17 protein-coding genes and 1 pseudogene are annotated in these 21645 nt (G+C 66.2%); 12 read left to right on the top strand and 6 right to left on the bottom strand.

Annotation, left to right across the window (positions count from 1 at the left end):
- Positions 1-79 precede the first annotated feature (79 nt).
- Positions 80-631 carry an LbetaH domain-containing protein gene (locus tag AC5Y7D_RS17170; RefSeq protein ID WP_499926057.1) on the top strand — a complete coding sequence of 184 codons (552 nt, stop codon included), beginning with the start codon at positions 80-82 and terminating at the stop codon, positions 629-631.
- A 4-nt stretch (positions 632-635) separates the two neighbouring features.
- On the opposite strand, the gene AC5Y7D_RS17165 is transcribed toward AC5Y7D_RS17170, so the two are convergent.
- Positions 636-1346, bottom strand: a complete 711-nt coding sequence (locus tag AC5Y7D_RS17165) for a TetR family transcriptional regulator (protein WP_499926055.1) — start codon at positions 1344-1346, stop codon at positions 636-638.
- Positions 1347-1483: 137 nt separating this feature from the next.
- Positions 1484-2161: a TetR family transcriptional regulator gene (locus tag AC5Y7D_RS17160; protein ID WP_499926053.1), complete on the bottom strand. Its 678-nt coding sequence runs from the start codon at positions 2159-2161 to the stop codon at positions 1484-1486.
- Positions 2162-2569: 408 nt separating this feature from the next.
- On the opposite strand from AC5Y7D_RS17160, the gene AC5Y7D_RS17155 reads away from it, so the two are divergent.
- The 11 genes and pseudogenes from AC5Y7D_RS17155 to AC5Y7D_RS17105 all read left to right on the top strand — a co-directional run.
- A complete protein-coding gene (locus AC5Y7D_RS17155; protein ID WP_499926051.1) occupies positions 2570-2869 on the top strand; it encodes a PE family protein in 300 nt (99 codons plus the stop codon).
- Between the two features lie 60 nt (positions 2870-2929).
- On the top strand, positions 2930-4051 hold the full coding sequence (locus AC5Y7D_RS17150) for a PPE family protein, SVP subgroup (protein WP_499926274.1): 1122 nt from the start codon (positions 2930-2932) through the stop codon (positions 4049-4051).
- Positions 4052-4324: 273 nt separating this feature from the next.
- The gene (locus tag AC5Y7D_RS17145; RefSeq protein WP_499926049.1) at positions 4325-5125 is read left to right on the top strand and encodes a glycosyltransferase family protein; all 801 of its coding nucleotides are present in this window, start codon (positions 4325-4327) and stop codon (positions 5123-5125) included.
- A complete protein-coding gene (locus AC5Y7D_RS17140) occupies positions 5122-5775 on the top strand; it encodes a PIG-L deacetylase family protein (protein ID WP_499926047.1) in 654 nt (217 codons plus the stop codon). The genes AC5Y7D_RS17145 and AC5Y7D_RS17140 overlap by 4 nt, the downstream gene beginning before the upstream one ends.
- 106 nt (positions 5776-5881) lie before the next feature.
- Positions 5882-6727 carry a WecB/TagA/CpsF family glycosyltransferase gene (locus AC5Y7D_RS17135; RefSeq protein ID WP_499926045.1) on the top strand — a complete coding sequence of 282 codons (846 nt, stop codon included), beginning with the start codon at positions 5882-5884 and terminating at the stop codon, positions 6725-6727.
- Positions 6724-8250 carry a sugar transferase gene (locus AC5Y7D_RS17130; protein WP_499926043.1) on the top strand — a complete coding sequence of 509 codons (1527 nt, stop codon included), beginning with the start codon at positions 6724-6726 and terminating at the stop codon, positions 8248-8250. The genes AC5Y7D_RS17135 and AC5Y7D_RS17130 overlap by 4 nt, the downstream gene beginning before the upstream one ends.
- Positions 8250-9731, top strand: a complete 1482-nt coding sequence (locus AC5Y7D_RS17125) for an oligosaccharide flippase family protein (protein WP_499926041.1) — start codon at positions 8250-8252, stop codon at positions 9729-9731. The genes AC5Y7D_RS17130 and AC5Y7D_RS17125 overlap by 1 nt, the downstream gene beginning before the upstream one ends.
- The gene (locus tag AC5Y7D_RS17120; RefSeq protein ID WP_499926039.1) at positions 9728-11746 is read left to right on the top strand and encodes a glycosyltransferase; all 2019 of its coding nucleotides are present in this window, start codon (positions 9728-9730) and stop codon (positions 11744-11746) included. Before AC5Y7D_RS17125 ends, AC5Y7D_RS17120 begins: the two co-directional genes overlap by 4 nt.
- Before the next feature lie 49 nt (positions 11747-11795).
- The gene (locus AC5Y7D_RS17115; protein WP_499926037.1) at positions 11796-13049 is read left to right on the top strand and encodes a methyltransferase domain-containing protein; all 1254 of its coding nucleotides are present in this window, start codon (positions 11796-11798) and stop codon (positions 13047-13049) included.
- The gene (locus AC5Y7D_RS17110; protein ID WP_499926035.1) at positions 13046-14158 is read left to right on the top strand and encodes a transferase; all 1113 of its coding nucleotides are present in this window, start codon (positions 13046-13048) and stop codon (positions 14156-14158) included. Before AC5Y7D_RS17115 ends, AC5Y7D_RS17110 begins: the two co-directional genes overlap by 4 nt.
- A pseudogene (locus AC5Y7D_RS17105) lies at positions 14155-15195 on the top strand (glycosyltransferase family 4 protein); the annotation flags it as partial. The gene AC5Y7D_RS17110 and the pseudogene AC5Y7D_RS17105, both read left to right, overlap by 4 nt.
- On the opposite strand, the gene AC5Y7D_RS17100 reads toward AC5Y7D_RS17105, so the two are convergent.
- The 4 genes from AC5Y7D_RS17100 to AC5Y7D_RS17085 all read right to left on the bottom strand — a co-directional run bounded on the left by AC5Y7D_RS17100 (position 15195) and on the right by AC5Y7D_RS17085 (position 21573).
- Positions 15195-16565 (bottom strand): HNH endonuclease signature motif containing protein, encoded by a 1371-nt coding sequence (locus AC5Y7D_RS17100; protein WP_499926033.1) that lies wholly within the window; start codon positions 16563-16565, stop codon positions 15195-15197. The pseudogene AC5Y7D_RS17105 and the gene AC5Y7D_RS17100 overlap by 1 nt on opposite strands.
- Positions 16566-16652: 87 nt before the next feature.
- The gene (locus AC5Y7D_RS17095) at positions 16653-18599 is read right to left on the bottom strand and encodes an FkbM family methyltransferase (RefSeq protein ID WP_499926031.1); all 1947 of its coding nucleotides are present in this window, start codon (positions 18597-18599) and stop codon (positions 16653-16655) included.
- Positions 18596-20065 carry an O-antigen ligase family protein gene (locus tag AC5Y7D_RS17090; RefSeq protein WP_499926029.1) on the bottom strand — a complete coding sequence of 490 codons (1470 nt, stop codon included), beginning with the start codon at positions 20063-20065 and terminating at the stop codon, positions 18596-18598. The genes AC5Y7D_RS17095 and AC5Y7D_RS17090 overlap by 4 nt, the downstream gene beginning before the upstream one ends.
- Positions 20062-21573 (bottom strand): tyrosine-protein kinase domain-containing protein, encoded by a 1512-nt coding sequence (locus AC5Y7D_RS17085; protein ID WP_499926027.1) that lies wholly within the window; start codon positions 21571-21573, stop codon positions 20062-20064. Before AC5Y7D_RS17085 ends, AC5Y7D_RS17090 begins: the two co-directional genes overlap by 4 nt.
- Between the last annotated feature and the right edge of the window lie 72 nt (positions 21574-21645).

Genomic DNA, 21645 nt, shown 5'->3' with positions numbered 1-21645 from the left:
CGACCGGGCTTTTTTGAATTCAATTAGACTAGCCGTCTAGCTATAGGACATTCTCGATACTTGCAGTATGGTTTTTCGGGTGATAAGGACTCGCAACGACTTGGAGTCGTACCTCGAGGCGGACTTGCATGCTCAAGGACTTGAGCGCTGGCGGCATCGCTACCGGATCATGCACCGCGCGCCGTACTTCCAGCGCATGCTGCGCAAGACTGAGTATTGGACGAACACAGCCCGGACGCCGGCCGGCCGACTCGTCGCGGCATACCTGCGACTACGGCTGAAGTTTCTGGGAGAGAAACTCGGCTTCGGTATCCCGCTCAACGCATTCGGGCCCGGGCTATCCGTCGCTCATGTGGGCTGGGTACACGTACACCACCGGGCCAAGATCGGTGCCAACTGCCGTATCCACCAAGGGGTGACGATCGGCGAAGGTCGGCCGGGCGAGTACCCCACCATCGGCGACGACGTCTTCATCTATCCGGGTGCCATGGTGCTGGGCGCCGACGTGGGCAGCTGCGTGGGCATCTTCGCGGGCGCAGTGGTGACCAAAGCAGTGCCCGACGACGTCGACGTCGCCGGCGTTCCGGCCCGAATCGTCAAGGACCGCCGGCACAGAGCCGTCAGCGCATAGCAGCCTAGGTGCTCTCTGCAACGTTCGACGCTGCACCGGCCGGCGCGCTGGGCCGGGCGTGGCGCAGGGTTTCGCGGGCAAGAAACTGCCGGAAGTAGGGCAACGATGCATCTGCCGCGACGCCCGGGAGCACCATCAGCCATATCTGACTCAATTGGGCATTGAGCTGGTCGAGCATGCCTTCACTTTGACGACTTCGCGCCATCGCGAAGGAGAACAACCGGGTTCCGAACAACGCGCCGACGATCGACTCGGCGAGCGACTCCGGGTCGACGTCTTCGCGCAGATCGCCCTCGGCAATGCCCTCACGCGCCTGCGCCGCCATCTCTGCCAGCCAGGCCGAACAGCAGCGCGCAACCGCATCATTGAAACCACTCAGGGCCCCGATGAGATGCTCGGCCGCTCGCGCCGTCTTGTCCATGCTCAGCACGTTGGCGACCGCGAAGGTGCCATGGATCATGTTCTCCAGGGCGGGCGACGCCGACCCACAGACATTGCGAAAAGCGCCGACGATGATCTCGCCGCCTTCGTCGATAATGTCCGACGCGAGAGCCTCTTTGGAATCGAAGTGATGGTAGAGGGCGCCCTTGGTCATTCCGGTTCGCTCGATGATGGTGCCCCACCCGGCAGCCGAGTAGCCGACCTCACCGAAAACGTCGATAGCCGCGTCCAGTATCTTTCGCCGAGTTACCTCAGAGCGAACCTGGCGCGCCATCGACCATGCCTCCCCAGTGATGTCAATCCGGTTCAGGCTCCGGACCTCGGCGCCTTGTTCTTGCTGGTCAGCGGGATAAGCCTAGCAGTAGCCGGGACATATCCCTCAGCTCGTGCGTGCCATCCTGCCGCGGCGAGTCAACCAACACTCGCCTGGGCGGGGGCGGCCTTGATTGCCAGCGCAGTACGCCTCCGAAGGAACTGCGCGAAGTAGTCGGTCCGGTCCGGTTGCAGGACAGCCGCCAGGATGAGCACCCAATTCCTTTCCAGGTCGAGCAGGAAACTCCGCGGGTCGTCCAGGTCACTGGTTTGCCGTAACCCCAGATACATCGACACGATCAACCGCCCGATGTCGCGTGGCTCCCATCGTGGTGCCATGTCGCCTTCGGCGATCCCACGTTCGGCCACGCTGGCCAGGGCGTCGATCCAGCCACCCAGCAGATTGGCCTGCAGTCCCTCGGTGCGTCCCACCGACTCGATGAGGTGCAGTGCGGCCCTGGCCACGTCCTTCGAGATGTCCTGCACCGCAATCAGATAGCAGAAGTCGATCAGGGTTTCCAGACCGGAGAGATGGCGCGACAGCAGCTCTTCCACGGCTGCCCGGCCGCCGGAGGTGTGTTGTTCGATGATGGCGACCGCGAGGGCGTGCTTGGAACGGAAGTGGAAGTACATCGCGCCCTTGGTCAGCTCGGCCTCGGCGAGGATGTCGTCCAGCCCGACGTCGTGGTAGGCGCGCCGGGCGAATTGGTGGGCTGCGGCCCGCAAAATTTGTTGCCGCGTGCTGTCCGCTCGTCCGTCGGCCGATTCAGTCGACATCTAGCCGAGGGACTCTTCTGGGCGTGCCGAATGGTGGCCAGCAGCGTTGAACACAGCGATCACCTTCACCATTGCGATGCCTTCCTCCACCGGGTGGCCAGTCCATCGGGCGGTGAGCCGTCCACCGGGGGTGTGTCTCAGGCGGCACTTGGACGCCACCTGTGAGGTTATCAAGTTCCCGTCGACCTGCAGCGTTCCACGCCCGACACGACTGCAACAGAGGCGAAGTAATACTCCGAGACGGTTTCTCACTATTTACGCGTTCAAAAAGTATGTAGAATGGGTACATACCGATCTGCGGGTTTGTGGGGGGCTGCAATCGGGTCTGGACATCCAGTTCGAGCCCAGTGTGATGACCGCATCCCTCACCTCCGCTGCACAGTCGATCGTCCGCGTAAGGAGAGCCATATGTCGTTCGTCAGCACGCAGCCGGGAGCCATGGCTGCCGCAGCCAGCACCTTGCAGGGCATCGGCTACTCCGTCGGGGCGGTGAGCGCAGGGTCGGCGGAACCGACGACCGCTGTCGCTCCGGCCGCCGCGGACGAAGTGTCAACGCTGACGGCGGTGCAGTTCGCCGCTCATGGCCGGCTTTACCAGGCAGTGAACGCGCAGGCTGCCGCTATCCACCAGATGTTCGTCGACGTCATGCAGGCAAGTGCCGAGTCGTATGCCGTCACCGAAGCGGCCAACGCGGCTGCGGCCGGCTGACGCAGGGGGGTATGAACAGTGGATTTCGGCGCACTACCACCGGAGATCAATTCCGCGCGGATGTACACCGGCGCAGGGGCGGGGCCGCTCATCACGGCGTCCGTCGCCTGGGATGAACTCGCTGCGGAACTGGCGGCAGCCGCGTCCGCCTACTCGTCGGTGATCACCGGCCTGACCAGCGGGCCCTGGCTCGGTCCGGCAGCGCTGGCCGCCGCCGCAGCCGCCGCGCCGTACGCGGCATGGATGGGCGCGACGTCAGCGCAGGCGCAGCAGGCCGCCGGGCAGGCCAGGGCCGCAGTCGGCGCCTACGAAGCCGCGTACGCGATGACAGTCCCCCCAGCGGTGATCGCCGCCAACCGGGCGCTGCTCGCAGCACTGGTCGCGACCAACTTCTTCGGCCAGAACTCGCCCGCAATCGCGGCCACCGAGGCGCACTACAGCGAGATGTGGGCGCAGGACGCCGCAGCCATGTACGGCTATGCGGCCGGTTCGGCGTCGGCCTCGGCGCTCACGCCGTTCGAAGCGCCGCCGCAGATCACCGACCCGGCCGGAGCTGCGGCGCAGGCCACCGCGGTCTCCGAGGCTACCGGCGAGGCCGCTGCGACGCAGTCGACGCTGGCCTCACTGGTCAGCGCCGTGCCGGGCACGCTGCAGGGCATGGCGACGCCCGCCTCGCTCGGGACCGCCGGGCCGGCCGCCGCCGGCATGGTCCCGGTTGGCACTTCCAGCGGTGAGATCGCCAACTACATGAACATCGCCGTCATGCCTCTGTTTGCGCTGAGCAGCCTGTTGGGCATTGCCCAGACGATGCAGGGCATGGCCGCGACGGCCGCCACCCAGGTAGGCGAGGCGGCAGTCGAAGCGGCTGAAGCGGCCGCCGGCGCGGCCGCCGCGGGTGCAGAAGCGGCGGGCGGCGCCGCCGTGGGCGCAATGGGCCAGGCGGCCAGCCTGGGATCACTGTCGGTGCCGCCGGCATGGACCAGCGTGATCCCGACCGCGCACCTCACCGGCATCAGTTCAGCCCTGCCGGGCGCTACTTCCGGCGCTGCGGGCAATCTGCCGCCCAGTTTGTTGGGCGGGATGCCGAGAGGGGCGGCGGCCCCTGGCCCGGCGGCGGGGCCACGTTACGGGCTGGTTCCCACGGTGATGGCACAGCCCCCGTCCGCCGGGTACGGCGCGTGATGCGACGCAAGGTACGCGAGCTTCGCGACATGAGACCAGCTGTCCGATTCGTCAGCCCACTAGGGCAGTTAGGTTTCACATGCGCTTCATTTGGTAACTATTAGTTCACACTATGCGCCGATCCCATCCGATTAGTATGTAATAATGAAGGTCGGCAGGTGAAGGGGTCTCGATAACCGACACCGGTCGGAGGACCACGGCGACGAGAGTTTGCGCAGGGGAACCGCACGCTACTCGGCCGCAGTCCTACACAACCTGAAGGGGGCAGGAAAAATGAAGGTCGTACTGTTCTGCGGCGGTTACGGCATGCGGATGCGCAGCGCCGCCGGTGATCTCATCCCCAAACCGCTTCAGATGGTTGGGCCGCGACCGCTGCTGTGGCACGTGATGCGCTACTACGCGCACTACGGTCACACCGAGTTCATCCTGTGCCTCGGCTACGGCCAGTCGCTGGTCAAAGAGTTCTTCGTCAACTATCGCGAAACGGAGTCCAACGACTTCGTGATGCGAGGCGGCCAGGTGGAACTGCTGGACTCGGACATGTCGAACTGGACCATCACCTTCGTCGACACCGGCCTCGAGTCGCCGATCGGCGAGCGACTGCGCCGGGTCCGCAAGTACCTGGGTGACGACGAATACTTCCTCGCCAACTACGCCGACGTGCTGACCGATGCGCCCCTGGACACCATGATCGAACGGTTCCACGCGAGCCGGGCGGCAGCGTCGATGCTCGTCGTACCACCGCAGTCGTCGTTCCACTGTGTTGACGTCAGCACTGGCGGAGACATCAAAGAGATTGCCCCGATCGCCAAGTTCCCGATCTGGGTCAACGGCGGATACTTCGTGTTGCGTCAGGACGTGATCGACCTGATTCCCGAGAACGGCGATCTGGTAGGCGACGCCTGCATGACACTGGCCGGCACGGGACGGTTGCTGGGCTACCAGCACGACGGCTTCTGGAAGCCGGCCGACACGTTCAAGGAGCGCGCCGAACTCGACGCCGACTACAACCGCGGGATCCGCCCGTGGGCGGTTTGGGAGGCCTCAGCCGGTTTGGCGGAAGCGTCCGCATGATTCCGCTGACTGTCGGCGGCGTCCGCTCCGTCGCAGTGCTCGGCGCCCACTGCGACGACATCGTCATCGGCGCCGGGGCCACCTTGATGCAGCTCGAACGCAACAACCCGGGCCTCGTGATTCACGCCCTTGTTTTCACCGGTGCGGGCACCGTGCGCGAGATCGAGGAGAAGAGCGCCTTCGCAGCGTTCTTCCCGCAGGCCGACGTGCGCTTGACGGTGGCCGACCTACCCGACGGGCACCTTCCCGAACACTGGGGCTCGGTCAAGGGACACCTCGCCGAGTTCCGGCGCAGCTGCGACCCGGATCTGGTACTGGGTCCCCAGCGCAACGACTATCACCAGGATCACCGCCTGCTGGCAGAGCTGATCCCCACCGAGTTCCGGGCCCACCTCGTGCTCGGCTACGAAATCCTCAAGTGGGAGTCCGACCTGCCGAATCCCACTGTCTACGTTCCGGTTACGGCTGACGTCGCGGCCCATAAGGTACGGCTCCTGGCGGAGTGCTACCCGTCGCAGGCTGGACGGGACTGGTTCGACGACGAGACCTTCCTCGGTTTGATGCGGGTCCGCGGCGTGCAGAGCCGGACTCGCTACGCCGAGGGCTTCGTGATGGAGAAGGCCGTGCTGAGTCCGGGGATATCCAGATGAACGCCTTAGCAGCGAATTTCGCGCCTTCGGAGAACCGCCGTCGCCGGTCACACCGCCACGTCCGCCACGTCCGCCCGAGCGGAAAGCAGACGGGGTAAGCGCGATCATGGTCCAGAACACGCAGGCACCCGTGCGCATGGTGGTCAGCGGAAACATCGTCGAGCGCTGCGAGATCCAGGACGTGCTGTCGATCGTCGACTCACACCTGCGCTCATCCTCCGGTCGCGGTTTGGCGTTGGGTTCAGTGAACCTGGACCACCTGCACCACTTCCGCGTCGCCGGTTCCGCGCCCGGCGGGCTGGTGGAATGGCTGTTGCTGGCCGACGGCATGCCGATCGCCTGGCGCGGCAGATTGCTTACCGCACGACCGTGGCCGCGCGTCACCGGGGCCGACTTGCTACCGGCCGTGCTCGCGCTGGCAGAGGCGAACGGCCGGCGGGTCGGCTTCTTCGGCGGCAGCCCACAGACGCACCGACTGCTGGCCGAACACCTGCGGTCACACTATCCGGACCTGGTGATCTCCGGCATGTGGGCGCCCTTCCCCGACGACATCGAATCACGTTCGCAAGCCTTGTGTTCCGCGATCCGAACGGCGCGCACCGACCTCTTGATCGTCAGCCTGGGCAAACCACGCCAGGAGCACTGGGTGGACGAGCACGGACATGCCACCGGCGCCCGCGTCTTCCTGCCCTTCGGCGGTGCCATCGACTTCCTGGCCGGCCGGACCAGCCGTGCTCCGCACTGGATGCAGCGGTCGGGGCTGGAATGGCTGTACCGGTTGACCCGGGAACCGCGCCGACTCGCTCGGCGCTACCTGCTGCAGGGTCCCGTCTCACTACTGCGTGCCGCACGTGCCCAGCTCATCTGCTATCCCGGCATCCACTACGTCGGCACATCCGCCCAAGAATGCGGTGAAATGTCCGGCGCGCCAACCGAAGCGATGTCGGCATGACCGAGGTAACGGCCAGTGCGACCGCCACGTTGCACGCGAAGACCGGCCCTTCGCGCCTCACCGCACTGCCCGCCCCGGTTTCGCACCCGAGCATGGTTCCGCGCTGGCAACAACAGTATTCGGCACGGCTTCGAATCACCGACTCGCTGATCGTTTGCGCGGCAATAATGCTCGCGCAGTTCGTCCGATTCGGTGACTCACCGAACATGTCGGGTTACCCGGGCCCGGTGATGACGCTGTTCTCCTGCCTGTTCGCCCTGCTGTGGCTCACCTCGATCTCGGTGTTTCACACCCGGTCTCCCAGGATCATCGGCGCCGGAATCGACGAGTACCGGCGGCTGGCCAGCGCGTCGTTCTCGGTCTTCGGCATCATCGCGATGGCCACGTTGCTGGCCAAGATCGACCTGGCCCGCGGCTACTTGGCGGTCGCGCTTCCGGTGGGCACTCTCGGTCTGGTGGGCAGCCGCAATTTGTGGCGCAAGTACGTGTGGCGCAAGCGCGCCATGGGCCAATACCAGACCATGGTGCTGGCGATCGGCGACCGCCCCGGAGTCACGCACCTTGCCTACGAACTGATCCGCAACCCGAAAGAGGGTTACGTCGTTGTCGGAGTGTGCATTCCGGGTTACGGTCCACCGCGCGACGAAATGCTCCAAGTGCGGGGGCGGGAGATTCCGGTACTCGGTGACGAGAGCAGCGCCGTCGCGGCAGTCGGCAAGTGCGGCGCCGACACCGTGGCGGTGACCCGCACCGAACATTTCGGAGTGCACGGGATCCGCGACCTGATGTGGCAGCTGGAGACGATGGACGTGGACCTCGTCGTGTCGCCGGGCGTGATGGATGTCGCGGGCGCCCGGCTGACCGTGCGGCCCATAGCGGGATTCCCCCTGCTACACGTCGAGAAGCCGCAGTACGAGGGAACCAAGCGCCTGCAGAAGCGCGCCTTCGACTTCTGCTTCGCGCTGGCCGCGTTGCTGGTGACCGCACCGCTGCTCGTTGCCGCCGCCGCAGCGATCAAATTGACCGGCAAAGGCCCAGTCTTCTACCGTGCCGAACGCATCGGCTTGGACGGCAAGCCCTTCACCATGCTGAAGTTTCGCACCATGGTCGACGGCGCCGACCAGCTGATCGAGCGCCTGCTGCCGCTCAATCAGGGTGCCGGCGGACTGCTTTTCAAGATCCATCAGGACCCGCGCGTGACATCCGTGGGCAAGATTCTGCGCCGGTACAGCATCGACGAACTTCCGCAGTTCATCAACGTCCTCAAGCGCGACATGAGCGTCGTGGGCCCACGGCCACCACTGCGCCGGGAAGTGGAGAACTACGACGGCGAAGTCATGCGGCGGCTGCTGGTGAAGCCCGGCGTCACCGGCCTCTGGCAGGTAAGCGGCCGATCAGACCTGTCCTGGGAGGACTCGATCCGACTCGATCTCTCGTATGTCGACAACTGGTCGATGGCCGGCGACCTGGTGATCATCGCCAGGACCCTCAAGGCCGTACTGGCCAGCGACGGAGCCTACTGATGCGGGACGGCACGGTGATCGAGCCGCCGGCACGGGACTCGACGGACCCGCCGCACGTACTTCCGTCGCGGATCGCGCACGCGTTCTCGGTCCAGTTGATCTGCCGAGTCCTGGGGATGCTGGCTTCGGTGGTGTCGGTGTCGATGACTGCCCGCTATCTGGGTCCCGGCCGGTACGGCCAGTTGATGGTCGCGGTCGCCTTCGTCGGGATGTGGACCGCCATGACCGACCTGGGCATCAATACGGTGATCGTGCGCCGCGTCACCTCCGGCCGAGGTGCGCTGGAGCGTCTGGTGCGCGTCAATAGCGGTCTGTCCCTTGTGTATTGCGTTCCGCTGGCGGCGCTGGCCGCCGTCACCGGCTGGCTGATTTACCGCGACGCCGACGTGCGCGTCATGCTGGTGGTGTTGTCCGGGCAACTGCTGATGCTGACGGTGCGCACCCGGTTCGAGCCGGTATTCCTGTCGACCGTGCGGTTCTCCGCGGTGGCGGTGTCCGATGTCGCCGGTCGCCTCGGCACGTTGGGGATGGTCAGCTGGCTGGTGGCAACGCACGCGAGCATCATCTGGTTCGCGGTCGTGCAGCTCGTACCTCCGTTGGTGCAACTGACGATTCAGGGTGCCGCCGCACGCCGGCACGTCTCGCTGCGCCCGGTGTTCTCCACCCGGGAATCCATCGACCTGCTGCGCGAGAGCCTGCCGCTGATGGGCGTGGCCGTGGTCGGAATCCTGTACTGGCGCGCCGACGGAGTCATGCTGTCGCTGTTGAACACTCATGCCGAGGTCGGCGTCTACGGGCTGGCCTACACCGTGGCCTTCAACACCGAGGCGCTGTCCATCTTCTTCCAGAAGTCGACGCTGTCGACTGCCACCGGGCTGTACTCGCGTGACGTCGGCGCCTATGTCGCATTCTTGCGTCGCAGCGTCGAATTGATGAGCTTCCTGGCGTTTCCGGTCGCCGTCGTCGGTACGTTGCTGGCGGGTCCCCTCATCGAATTGTTCGGCGACTCAGCCTTTGTCAGTCGCGGAGCGCCGACCCTGGCGTTACTGCTCATCGCCGCCTCGTTGCGGTTTGTGACCGGCACCCTCGGACAAGGCCTGTTCGCCTGCCACGAACAGCGATTCTTCTTCCGCTTGTCTGTCGCCGCGCTTGCCCTCAACGTGCTGCTCAATCTCTGCCTGGACGGCCGATTCGGAGCCGTCGGTGCCGGCATCTCGCTGGTGTGCACGGAGCTGATCGGGTTGAGGTTCGCAAGCTGGCGCCTGGGCAGGCACTGCGGATACCGCACACCGGTGCGCTTCCTGCTCCACCTGCTGATCCCGACGTCGGCCAGCGCCCTGGTGGCACTGCTGCTTTCGGGCCAACACGTGGTGATCACGCTCGGCGCCGCCGCGGCGACGTATCTGGCCGTCAACATCGTGGCCGGTCCCGTCAACTGGTCGACCCTGACCTCGCTCTTCCGGACAAAGGTAACGGCATGACTACCCACTTGGACCGCGCCCACACAAATCGCCCGACGGATGCGCTGCGGCCGCACCGCCCGTTGTCCGCGCTGATCGTGACCTACAAGAGTCACGAGCTGCTGGAACAGTGCCTGGCCAGCGTCGCCGAGCACGCACCGGAGCTACCGGTGTACGTCTACGAGAACAGTGGTGACGATTACCCGGGCCGCGAGGAGTTGGCCGCACGTCACCCCGACGTGCACTGGGTGCTGGGTCCGGTGAATCTCGGCTTCGGAGCGGCCTTCAACGCGTTGGCCAAGCACACGCCCGACGACACCGACTTCTTGCTGCTCAACGCCGATACCAGGCTGACGGGGCCGCTGACCCGGACCAGGCAGTTGATTCGCCAACCCGGCGTCGCCGCCGTGTCGCCGTTGATTCGAGACCCCGGAGCGCCGGGGCCGCTGCTGTGGGACATCGCCACCCGGCACCGGACTCTGATCCGGTCAGTCGTGGCAGCGGCAGGTTATTCCGACCGGTTGCGAGGGACACCGTTCTCCCACCTCTATCGCGAGCAGCCGGCCGAATCGCAGAGCATCGACGGCTATATGGCCGGCATCTGCCTGGCGATCAACCGTACGGCCTGGGACGAGATCGGCGGCTTCGACGAGGAGTTCTTCCTGTACGGCGAGGAGACCGACTGGCAGGAGCGCGCCAGCGCCGCGGGCTGGTGCATACTGCTGGCCGACGAACTCAACGCCGACCACGGCAACCCCGCGGCCGGCAACGCCGCCCGTGAATCCGTCTGGACACACGGTGCGGAAGTCTCCACCGTGGAGCGTTTCCGCAACCGTGACTTGTTGCGCTCCAACATCGCACTGCTGCTGGAACGCCAGGACTCGGTGCACCACGCCGACGCCTTCCTGGCGGCAACCTCACTTCTGGACCGGGTGCAGCGATCAAAACGCGGTGCCCGCAAACACGCCATTGCGGCCCGCCGCACCGATAAACCCTCGATCGTCATCACCACCAACCGCCTGGTTTACGGCGGCGCCGAGCGCCAGAAAGCTTTGCTGGCAACGGAATTGGATCGCCGTGGGTATCCGGTAACCGTCGTGTGCATGCAGCGGTTCGGGCCGTTGCTCAAGGAGATTCCGCACAGTGTACGCGTGGTGCGCCAGCCCTGGTGGGCTCCGATGATCGACCTTCCCGACGGTCCGGCGGTGCTGATCAGCGGTGACACCAACACCGAGACGGGCTTCGCCACCCTCTGGAAAGCCGCGGGAAGCGCGACTCAAGCTGACCGGCGCTGGCTGGTTGCCCCACACGTGCCGCCGGAGGCCGACCGCTCGATCTATTCGCGGCCATTGACCGCCGCGATGCGTCGCGCCGATGGCTTCGTCGTTCTGTCACAACGGCATTGGGACATGCTGGCAACGCAGCACAGAATCGGGGGGCGGTACTTTGTCGCGCCTAACGGGGTGACCGTTCCCGGCGAGCCCACTCCACGGGTCCGCACCGCCGGTGCAGCACCACACCTGGTGATGCTGTCGCGCATCGTGGAGCACAAGAACCCCCACCTGTTGATCGAGGCACTCAGTGGTCTGGCGGATCTGCCTTGGCGGCTCTCGATCTTCGGGGACGGTCCGGACCGGGCGACACTGCAGGCCCGCACACCGGAGGCCTTGAGAGACAGGGTCGAGTGGCGCGGCTGGTCCGCCGGGCCCGGCCCGGCGCTGGCCGAGGCCGACCTGCTGTGCGTGCCGAGCCGATCTGAGGCGTTTCCGATGGTGATTGTCGAAGCCATGTCACGCGGGGTCCCGGTGGCCGCATCCGGCGTCTGCGCGGTTCCGGAGATGCTGGACTTCGGCAAGGCCGGCTTTGTCGTCGAACCGGTTTCGGTAGCGGCGTGGCGACACGAGTTGGCCGAAATCCTCTCCCACCCGCAGGCTCTGCCGGAGGTCGGTCGGCGCGGCTTCGAACGAATGCAGAGCCACTACACCGTGGCGGCGATGACCGATGCCTACCTCGAGGCGATCGGCGCGGTGATGTAAGGAACCCGCCTACCTGAACCAACGACAGATCCGACGAATCGAGAATCAGATGAAATGCCGCTTGTGCGACTCGAACCGAATGCTGAGCGTCCTTGATCTTGGAGCGACTCCGCCTTGCGAGAAAATCCTCTCCGCGACCGAACTCGACCTGCCCGAACAGACCTACCCGCTGCACCTGCGGCTGTGTGAGGACTGCCTGCTGCTGCAGATCCCCGCACTCATCACGCCGGAGGAAACGTTCACCGAATACGCTTACTACTCCTCGTATTCCGACAGCTGGGTGCAGCACGCGAAGGCGTTCGTCGATCAGGCGACCAAACGCCTGGCGCTCGGCCCCGATTCGTTCGTGGTGGAAGTCGCCAGCAATGACGGCTATCTACTGCAGCACGCGGTCGCCCGGGACATCCCGTGCCTGGGCATCGAACCGTCACTCAACGTCAGCGCCGCCGCCACCAGCCGCGGCGTGCCCACGGTGTCGGAATTCCTCAATCAGAAGCTCGCGCGCCGGGTGCGCGCCCAGCACGGTCCGGCAAACCTGGTGGTGGCCAACAACGTCTATGCCCACATACCGGATCTACGGGGTTTCACGCAGTCCCTGCGCGGACTCCTCGCCGACGACGGCTGGCTGAGCATCGAGGTGCATCACGCGCTGAATCTGGTGTGCCTCGGCCAGTTCGACACGATTTATCACGAGCATTTCCAGTACTACACGGTGTTCTCGGCGCAGAATGCGCTCGCCAGCGCCGGCCTGGCCGTGGTCGACGTCGAACTGTTAGCCACCCATGGCGGTTCGATCCGGCTGTGGGCCCGGCCCATAGAGGTTGCCGGACCGCCCACCGAGCGGGTCGACAAGATCCTGCGCATCGAAGAGGCCGCGGGCCTGCACCGTCCGGACGGCTACCTGCAATTGCGGCACCGTACCGAGAAGATCCGCCACGACCTGTTGCGGTTCCTGCTGCAGTGTCGGGCCGAAGGCAAACGCGTCGTCGGTTACGGCGCGCCGGGCAAAGGCAACACCCTGCTCAACTACTGCGGGATCCGTACCGATCTGCTCGAGTACACCGTTGACCGAAATCCCTATAAACACGGCCACTTCACTCCGGGTACCCGAATCCCGATTCACGACCCGGAGCTCATCGCGAAGGACCGTCCGGACGTGGTGCTCGTACTGCCCTGGAACCTGGAAACCGAGCTCACCGATCAGCTCAGCTATGTCGCCGATTGGGGCGGGCAGATCGTCTATCCGCTTCCCAGCCTGCATTGGGCGACGAACGTGGCTGCGCAAGGTGCCGCAGTCGGGTGAGCCGTTGCCGAGGGTGTGGTGATGCCGAGCTGACCCGGGTCCTCGACCTGGGTAATACTCCTGCGGCCGAACAGTTCCCACTGATCACCGAACCCCTCAGCCCGCAGGAGACGATGCACGCCCTGGCAATGGACCTGTGCGGCTGCTGCGGCCTCGCGCAACTCGCCGGCCGTGACCACCTGGACGACTTCCTCGGCGCCGAGGAGCAGCAGAGCATCGAGCCGCAAGCGATGCGAGACCAGGCCGCCGACGCGGTGCAGAAACTCGCAGACGCCGGATGGCTGCGCGGTCACACCGTCCGTGAGTTCGGCAGCCCGCACGGTGGAACGTGGCTGCCGTTGTTCGCCGACCGCGGTTACCGCCAGGCCGACGTCGCCGATGTAGTGCTCGACTCATTCGGCTTGATGCATGACGCCGACCAGCGGTATGCGCTCGAGCTCCGCGCCAAGTCCACCGCACCCGGCGGAGTCTTGCTGGTCCAGATCCCGTCACTGATGGCGATGGTCAGCCTGGGACAATGGAATCTTCTGCGCCATAGCCATTTTGGTTACCACTCCCTCACCGCTTTGACCAATCTGCTGGCTGCGGCGGGGATGAGCGTCGCCACCGTATGGGAATTCGAGCTTCTCGGCGGGACCATTTTGGTTGCCGCCGTGCATGGCCACGTGCAGCGAGACGAGCGGGCCGAAGACATCTTGAAGCGCGAGCGCGATTTCGGCGCAACGAAGCCGTACGTTCTCCGCAGAATGCAGCGCGCGGTCGACCTCCACATCGCGCAGCTGCGTCAGTGGCTGCAGGCACAGGCCGACCGGCAGCTCTCGGTTTACGCCTACTGCGCCGGATCACGTGTGCCCGGTTTGTTCAATGCCGCGGGGATAGACCGACGACTCATCAAAGCCATCGCCGACGCCTCACCCGACAAGCAGGGCCGCCGGATCCCCGGCACCGACATCGAGATCATTTCTCCCGAACAACTCGTCGCCGCTCAGCCTGATTGCGTCTTACTGACGCTGCCCTATCTCTATGACGAAGTTCGCCGGGCCTACCCGGAATTGGACGGGCGCTGGTGGGTCGACAACGGCACGTCCGTCAGTCAGACGCCGACATGAGACACCCACGGATTCTTTGGCTTTCACCGTGGCTGCGCCCGCTGGCGCGCGTTCAGGTGGAGGCGCTGCGCCGCGTAGGTGCCGACGTGCTGTTGGTGACCTCCGACCAGCACCCGGAGTCAGATACCGCCCGCGACTACGAGCTGGTGCTCGATCCGCGATTTCGTACCGCCGGCAGCTGGCGGCCGACTTTCACCGCGTGGCGCAAACTTCGTGATTACCGGCCGGATGTGGTGATCACGGAGCTGGTGCGCGATCCCCGATGGATCGCGCTCGCCGGCCGTGTCCCCCGGCTCCAGCTGGTACACGACGACCGCCCCCACGATGCGGCCGAACGGCGGCCTGCCTACGAGCTTGCGGTCTTCGACCGGTGGGGTGCCCGCTCGGCGGCCACCGTCACCTACAGCCGCTACGTCGCGGACCGCGTCACCGCCCGCAGGGATGTGGCCGGCACGCCCGTGCACGTCGTCCCGCTCCCCAGCGACCTGGACCCGGCTCTGGTCACCGCACCGGTCGGGACGCCCAACCGCCGGGATTTCGTGATGATCGGGCGGCTCAACCCGTACAAGAACGTTGACGTGGTGCTACGGGCCTGGCAACGGCACGTCGACGGAAAGAGTTGGCGCGGTGACCGACTGGTGTTGATCGGCGACGGGTCAGTGCCTGGCGATCAGCTGCCCCGCCACACCGAATGGCGGTCGGGAAGGTATCGCTACGCCGATGTGCTGAGCACGCTGGCCGCGGCAAAGGGGTCGCTGGCTCACTACCGGCGCGCATCGCAAAGCGGGGTGCAGGTCCTGTCGATGCAGCTGGGCGTGATGCCGATCGTGTCCGACCGCGGCGGGTTGCCCGAATATCAACCGCCGCAGTGCGGTCCGGTCGGGGTGGACGACATCAGCGGCCTGGCAGCCACCTTCGACGAGCTGGCCGATCCTGCCGCAGCGGTCCGGCTCGGTGCCGTCGCGGCCCGGCACTACGCGCAGCGGTTCACCGCCGAGCATGCAGCCGATCGCCTGTTGGACGTGATCGGCAGCGTTTACCTGTCCTCGTCGTCATCATCGGGTTTCAGTGGTCTTCCGGGATGGTGCACGCAGTTGGTGCGGGGCCGCCCGAAGTCCAGGTGTTTGGGTGGGTGCCATTCGGTGACGCCGTAGGTGTTTCGGCGGGTGGCGTATTTGTGGAGTTCGACCAGTCTGTTGTCCGGTCCGCAGGCCAGGGTGATTTCCTCGATGTGGGTGCGGCGCTTGGTCATCCAGCCTTCCAAGTGATGCACCTGGGTCCAGTAGCCGGGCACGGTGCAGCCGGGGCGGGTGCAGCCACCGTCGCGGGCCAGCAGGGCCAGGCGTTGTTCGGGGGACGCTAGCCGTTTGCCGTGGTAGAGGGCCAGGGTTTTGTCTTTGTCGAAGACCGCTAGATAGTGGTGCGCCGGGGAGGCCAGCCGGATGACGTCGGACATGGGCAGCAGGGTGCCCCCGGCGGTCAACGCTCGTCCGGCGCCAGCTTCGAGTTCGGCCAGGGTGGTGGTGACGATGATGGTGGTCGGCAACCCGTGGTGTTGGCCTAAGTCTTTGGAGCCCAGCAGCATCCGCAGTCCGGCGGCGATGGCGTCGTGGCTGCGTTGGGCATGGTTGCGGGTGTCGCGGTCGACGGCGTCGGCCGGTGCCTTGCCCGCGGTGACGGTGTGCTCGTCGTCGGGGTTGCACATGCCCGGGGCGCCCAGTTTGGCCACCACGGGCTCGAGGGTGGCGCGGAATTCGGGGGTGATCAGCCCGCGGATCTCCGACATCCCGTCGGGTTGTTGGGCGCCGAGGGTGATGCCGCGTGTGCGGGCGCGCTGCTCGTCGGCGAAGTCGCCGTCGGGCATCAGGTAGTTCATGAGAAGCTTTGCGTAATAGGCCAATTCATCGGGCCGGTATCCGGCGGCGACTTTGCCGGCCAGGTCGGCTTCGGCTTTGTCCCGGGTGGCCCCGTCGACGGTGTTGGGAAGCTTCTTGAAGAACTTGCGGATCAACGTCACGTGTCCGTCCCCGACGAGGCCGCGGCGTTGTGCGCCGGCCGTGGCCGGCAGCAGCGGCGCCAACGGTTCTCCGCTCAGCGCGCGGCGTGGCCCGAGGTCGGCGGCGTCGGCGATGCGGCGGTCCGCCTCGCTCTTGGCGATCCGCAACCGATCGGCCAGCGCCTGACCTGGAGTGCCGCCCAGATCCGCCGGAGTGGCCTGTGCCGCAAGCTGATTGATCAAAAGATGTCCGGCCACCGGGATGCGCCGGCGCTGTACCTCCAACTCACCCAGCGTCGTCATCACCTCGGGGACGCTCAACGTATCCGCGGTCAGCTCCAACAGCCGCGACACCGACCGGCGAAGCGCGTCCAACGCCTCCGCCCAGTCGTCACGCGTGCTGCAACTCACACCCCAATTCTATTGAGGGGCACTGACAACAGCTGATAGCCGCTCAGAGCGAATACCTCTGCACCGACAACCGGCCGCGTCAACGCCTCAGCCGCCAAACCCTGATACCAGCTCCGGTGACCGCACAGCACAGAAATCGTGCACGTAACCCTTCGGCATGGCGAAGGGATGGAACTCCCCGGAATTCGCCCGCGAATTCAAAAAGGACATCTGGTCACGCTCCACGTCGAATTCGGCTATCGGCCGCAACGCCGACTCGCCGACATAGAACAGGTGATAGCCCAGGTCCTCGATCTGACGGAATACATCACCGATCGGCACCGAAAGGTGGCGCTGTTCGATCTCGATCAGCATCGCAGGGCGGCAACGCCGCAACACGTTCGCGCCACCGCGCAGCACCGACATCTCGTGGCCTTCGACGTCGATCTTGACGAAGTCGACGTCGACGGCGGCCCCCAGCACGTCGTCGAGTTGCATCAACGGCACCTCGATCTTTCGGATGTCCACGCCTTGCCCGGCGAACCCGTGGGCCAGGCTCCCCTGTGCCGTCACCTGCCGGTGGTGGTGTTCTGGGACGACCAGGTGCGCGGTGCCGGACTCGTCGGAGACCGCGGCCTGACTGAAGTGCACGTGGGGGCGCGCCCGGTCGAGCTTGCGCAGCATCGGAGCATTGTCCGGGTGGGGCTCAAAGCTGTAGAGCTGCCCGGATCTTCCGACGCGACGGGCCAGGTGAAAGCTGAACAGGCCCCAGCTCGCGCCCACGTCCACAACGGTCGCGCCGGCGGGAGCGAAGTGATCCGCCACCGCCATGGCCGGGTCCTGGGTCAGCCGCCGGCGCCACAACACCTCGGTCGCCGCCGTCATCGCGGATAGGCCGAGCACCCTGCCGACATTGCGCACCGTCACATACCGGGCCGCCAAATTGGCCGCTTCGCTTTGCAGCAGCACATCTTTCATCGGCGAACCGCCTTCCGGTCGGGCCTGATCCAGCCACAGCTGCGCCAACCGCTGATACCAGCGGTCCAGCCCGAAGTCGAGGGCGCGGACACGTGCGGCCGCGCCGAGATCGGCTCGCAGAGCGTCGTCCTTGAGTAGTTCGTTGAGCGCGTCGGCGATCTGCTCGGGACGGCCCGGCCCGACCACCAATCCGGTCACCCGGTCGGTAATCGCCTCGTCGATGCTGCCCACCAGCGTCGTCACCGGCGCCAGCCCGTGGGCCATCGCTTCCAGCAACGCCATCGGCAGGCCCTCGTCATGGCTGGGCAAGACGAAAATATGCGCGGCGCAGAGCAACTCGTCGCGTGCTGCCGGATCAAGCCAGCCCGCAACATGAATGGTGTCACCCAGACCGGCCGCGGCAACCGCCGCACGCACCTCGTCGACTTCGCCGTCACCTGCCAAAGTCACCCGGAGCCGGCGACGGATGTCCTCGTCGAGGGCTGCGACCGCGTTGACCAGGTCGTAACTCCCCTTGCGCACTCCGAGCCGTCCGAGCGAAACCGCATGTACCCGTTGGACATCGGCATGCTCCACCGGGGCAGCCGGAATCGGGACGGCATTGTTCAGCACCGCGATCCGCTCGGCGGGCAGCCGCAGCCGACTGGCGTATTCCGCGATGTGCCGGGTCCCCAACACCAGCCACTGATCGGCCACCAGTAAGCGTCGGACCACGCGCTGCGCCGGCGGCGCCAGCCCGTCGAACCAGCCGGCGAAGTCGTAACTGTGCGCGTGCACCACGGTCGGCACTTTCGTCCACCGTGCCACCGCCATCGGCAGCGCCTTGCGCACCACGCTGCCGCCGTGTGCCAGGTGCACGTGCAACACGTCGACCCGCCGGCGCGCCACCAGCCAGGCGGCACGCAGCATTCCCGAACCGCCGACCCAGAGCCGAAACCACAGCGGCCCTTCGATATACGTCGGCACCGTGATGACGCAGGCATCGGGGTGCGCGGCCATCAGGGCGATCACGGTCGCCATGCCGCCACGGCTGGCCGCCTGGGCGGGCGCGGGGCCGACCACCAACACCCGCGTCACCGGGCCACCCCGGCCAGCGCCGGTTCTTTGTCGTCGGCAACCTCGCCGCCGCCGCGGCGCCCCAGGGTTGCGAACGCCATCGCGGACCCCAGCGTGATGCCGAGTGTCATCGCGTTGGTCGGTTCCTCCGGTAACGGGTCGATGATGCACATCACCAGCAGACCGGTGCTGACCGCCGCGCTGATCTTGGCCGGAACCGACGCGCTGCGCAGCGCCCGCACCAGCGGGGTCAGCGCGAACACCGCAAAAGCGGCCATGCCGATCGCGCCGGACTTGGCCAGCCACCACAGGTAGAAGTTGTGGGCGTAGGTGGTGCCCAGCGACTGGGTGAACTCGTTGGGATCGTCGCCACCGAACGGCAGTTGGTAGGCGTAACCCAACCCGTGGCCGAACATAGGTGCTTCCGCGATCGCCTCGTTGAGATGCCGGTCTTCGGCGAATCTGGCCAGCGTCGAGGGGTCCTCGGTGAGCGCGGTACCGGCCGACCTGCCGAGCACCCGGTGGCTGAAGCCGGTGATCTGGTGGGCCAACCACACCCCGGCCGACGAATCGCCGAGCAGAAAAAGCGCGCCGGGAACCGTCACCGCCAGAATCCCCGCGGCCGTGATCGCCAGCCTCGCCGCCCGGCGCACCGACGACCAGCCCATCCCTGCAAAGAACGCGACGATGGCAGCGACCCCGACCGAGATGATGGTGTTGCGGGTGAAGGCGAGCACCGCAACCACCAATGCCGGCGGACCCAGCAGCAGGTAGGTGGCCGGTTTCACGCGGCCGAGGATCTGTGCGGCCACCAGTGCGCTCAACACTGCGATGGCCGGTATCAGGGCGGAGGTGATGATCCGGTTGGCGTCGTCACCGGTATCCATCTGCAGGCTCTCGGTGCGGCCGGCCAGCCGGATGCCGCCGGAGGAACCCAGGACAGCCATCCCGGCCGAGAACCACAGCGTGAACGCGATCGCGTGCATCGACAACATGATGTAGTCGCCGTAGACCACCACCAGCGCCAGCACGAAGCCGGCGAGCATCTCCAGCAGGAACGTCGTTTCACGCACCACGATGGCGGTGTTGTGGCCCATCGAAAAGCCCACCGCGGCAGAGTAAATCACGAACAGCCCAAACATGCCCGGGAGCAGGTAGTCAGACATGCGCAGCCGCACCAGGGGCAGCACGAAGCAGATGGCCAGCACCAAGACCACGTGCGAGGCGTAGATCGACACCGGGCCGATCACCTTGCCCACGTGCAATCCCTGCGGCAGGGCGGCACATCCCAGAAAGATCGCCAGCCCGATCATCAGTTCCGGCTTGGCCCAATACACGATCAGGAAAAAGGTCAGACCCACCAGCAGGATGCCCTGCGTCGTGTTGCGCACGGACAACGCGCCGTATCCGAAACACCCGAACATGAAGAGCGCCAACATGACCGCGGCCATCGCCAGACGATGGCGACTCCGCAGGTAACGAATCACGCCGGTCCACCGACCTTGGCGCGGTACGTCTTGGTGGAAGCCCTGGTGTGCCGGGCAATCCGGGCGTCGGTCAACACGGTCCCCACCACATTGGCGCCGGCCGCGCGCAATGCCGCCAGCGCATCGGCGAGTTCGTCCTCCGTGGTGCGTCCGGCCCGCAGCACCAGCACCGTCGCGTCCACCGCGCCGCCGAGCAGGCCGGAGTCCGCCGTCGCCAGCACCGGCGGACCGTCGACCACTGTCCTCTCGAAAGTCTTTGCCACGTCAGCCAATACCTTGTCCAGAACTTCTGGTACATAGGCGCTGGTCGGCAAAGTCTCCCGGCGGACCGAGCGGGCCGCCAGGACGAACAGCTTGGGTATCGAGGTGGGTTTGGTCGCTTCGGTCGCGATCTCAGGGTTGGACAGCGCGTTCGACAAACCCTCGCCCGATTCGACTTTCAGCAATCCGGCGATCACCGGTCGGCGGGTGTCGCCCTCGATCAGCAGCACGTCCTCGCCGAGTTCGGCGAAGGCCCGGGACAGGTTGACGGCCGTCGTCGTCGTGCCCTCGCCACCGAAGGGCGCCGTCAGCAGCACGCGGCTGGCTCCGGGGCCCATCGCCCGGAGTAAGCGGGCACGCAGGCCCCGCACCGCGTCGTCGAACGAGATGTCGGTGCCGAAGCGCGGGGCGCTGCCCCGGTGTCCGGGCAACTCGGCCAATGTGGGCAGCCCCGAAAGGGTTTCCAGCTTCGCACGGTCGCGCACCGTACGGTCGGCGGCCTCGCGGGTCAGTGCCACGCCGGTGCCCAGCAGCAACCCGGCCACCAGGCCCATCGCCATGTTGCGCACCGGTACCGGCTTGACCGGCTTGTCGGGCACCCCAGGCTGCTCGACGACTGTCGCCCTTGCCACGGGCAGCGGAGTGCCCGCAGGGTTCGATGACGCGGTCTGGGCGGGATCCAACGGCGTCGCCGATGCAACCGGCGTCTCGCTGGGTTGGGTGGTGGGTGGCTCCCCGTCCGTGGCCGGCGCCGCCGGCGTGGGCGTGACGGTCGTCGTCGCCGTCGCGGGCGTGCCCGGCGCCTTCGGGCCGGCGCCGAGTGAGCCGACCATGATGGTGAACTCGTCGGCGACTGCCTTGGCCAGGGTCGCCGCTCGCTGCGGATCGGTGTCGGTGACCGTGACGGTGAACAGGGTGGTCTTCGGAGCGAAGGTCACCTTGGTCTGGTTGGCCAGCGCATCGGCGCTGACCGGAAGATGGAACCGGTTGACTGCGCGGTCGGCCACGGCGTGACCGCCGGCTATCGCGGCGTACGACGAGAGCCGCTCCTGGGCGGCCTGGGTGCCCTGATAGACCTGCATGAGGTCGGTCTCACCGGAGAACGAGATCAGCACCGTCGCCGACGATTCGTAGCTCCTGGTCTGAAAAGCCGTAATGGCGGCCGCGCCGGCCAGGCAGGCCAGGACCGCGCCCACGAACAGCTTCCAGTGCAGCAGGAGGGTCCGGACGAACGTTCGGAAATCCATCAATGCCTCTCTAGGCGCCGGTAGGCGTTTTTCTAACCGTGCAGCGTCACCAAAAGAGGACCAAACGACGTC

It is taken from the genome of Mycobacterium sp. NGS49 (assembly GCF_059812565.1).
The sequence above is the reverse complement of the archived record's forward strand: the minus strand, read 5'-3'. Positions and strand labels throughout refer to the sequence as shown.

Bases quoted from the DNA above. Each gene is read 5' to 3' on its own strand.
- AC5Y7D_RS17155 (WP_499926051.1), top strand. From the start codon at position 2,570: ATGTCGTTCGTCAGCACGCAGCCGGGAGCCATGGCTGCCGCAGCCAGC.
- AC5Y7D_RS17120 (WP_499926039.1), top strand. From the start codon at position 9,728: ATGACTACCCACTTGGACCGCGCCCACACAAATCGCCCGACGGATGCG.
- AC5Y7D_RS17165 (WP_499926055.1), bottom strand. From the start codon at position 1,346: ATGGCGCGCCAGGTTCGCTCTGAGGTAACTCGGCGAAAGATACTGGAC.
- AC5Y7D_RS17130 (WP_499926043.1), top strand. From the start codon at position 6,724: ATGACCGAGGTAACGGCCAGTGCGACCGCCACGTTGCACGCGAAGACC.
- AC5Y7D_RS17145 (WP_499926049.1), top strand. From the start codon at position 4,325: ATGAAGGTCGTACTGTTCTGCGGCGGTTACGGCATGCGGATGCGCAGC.
- AC5Y7D_RS17125 (WP_499926041.1), top strand. From the start codon at position 8,250: ATGCGGGACGGCACGGTGATCGAGCCGCCGGCACGGGACTCGACGGAC.
- AC5Y7D_RS17150 (WP_499926274.1), top strand. From the start codon at position 2,930: ATGTACACCGGCGCAGGGGCGGGGCCGCTCATCACGGCGTCCGTCGCC.
- AC5Y7D_RS17085 (WP_499926027.1), bottom strand. From the start codon at position 21,573: ATGGATTTCCGAACGTTCGTCCGGACCCTCCTGCTGCACTGGAAGCTG.
- AC5Y7D_RS17115 (WP_499926037.1), top strand. From the start codon at position 11,796: ATGAAATGCCGCTTGTGCGACTCGAACCGAATGCTGAGCGTCCTTGAT.
- AC5Y7D_RS17160 (WP_499926053.1), bottom strand. From the start codon at position 2,161: ATGTCGACTGAATCGGCCGACGGACGAGCGGACAGCACGCGGCAACAA.
- AC5Y7D_RS17135 (WP_499926045.1), top strand. From the start codon at position 5,882: ATGGTCCAGAACACGCAGGCACCCGTGCGCATGGTGGTCAGCGGAAAC.
- AC5Y7D_RS17140 (WP_499926047.1), top strand. From the start codon at position 5,122: ATGATTCCGCTGACTGTCGGCGGCGTCCGCTCCGTCGCAGTGCTCGGC.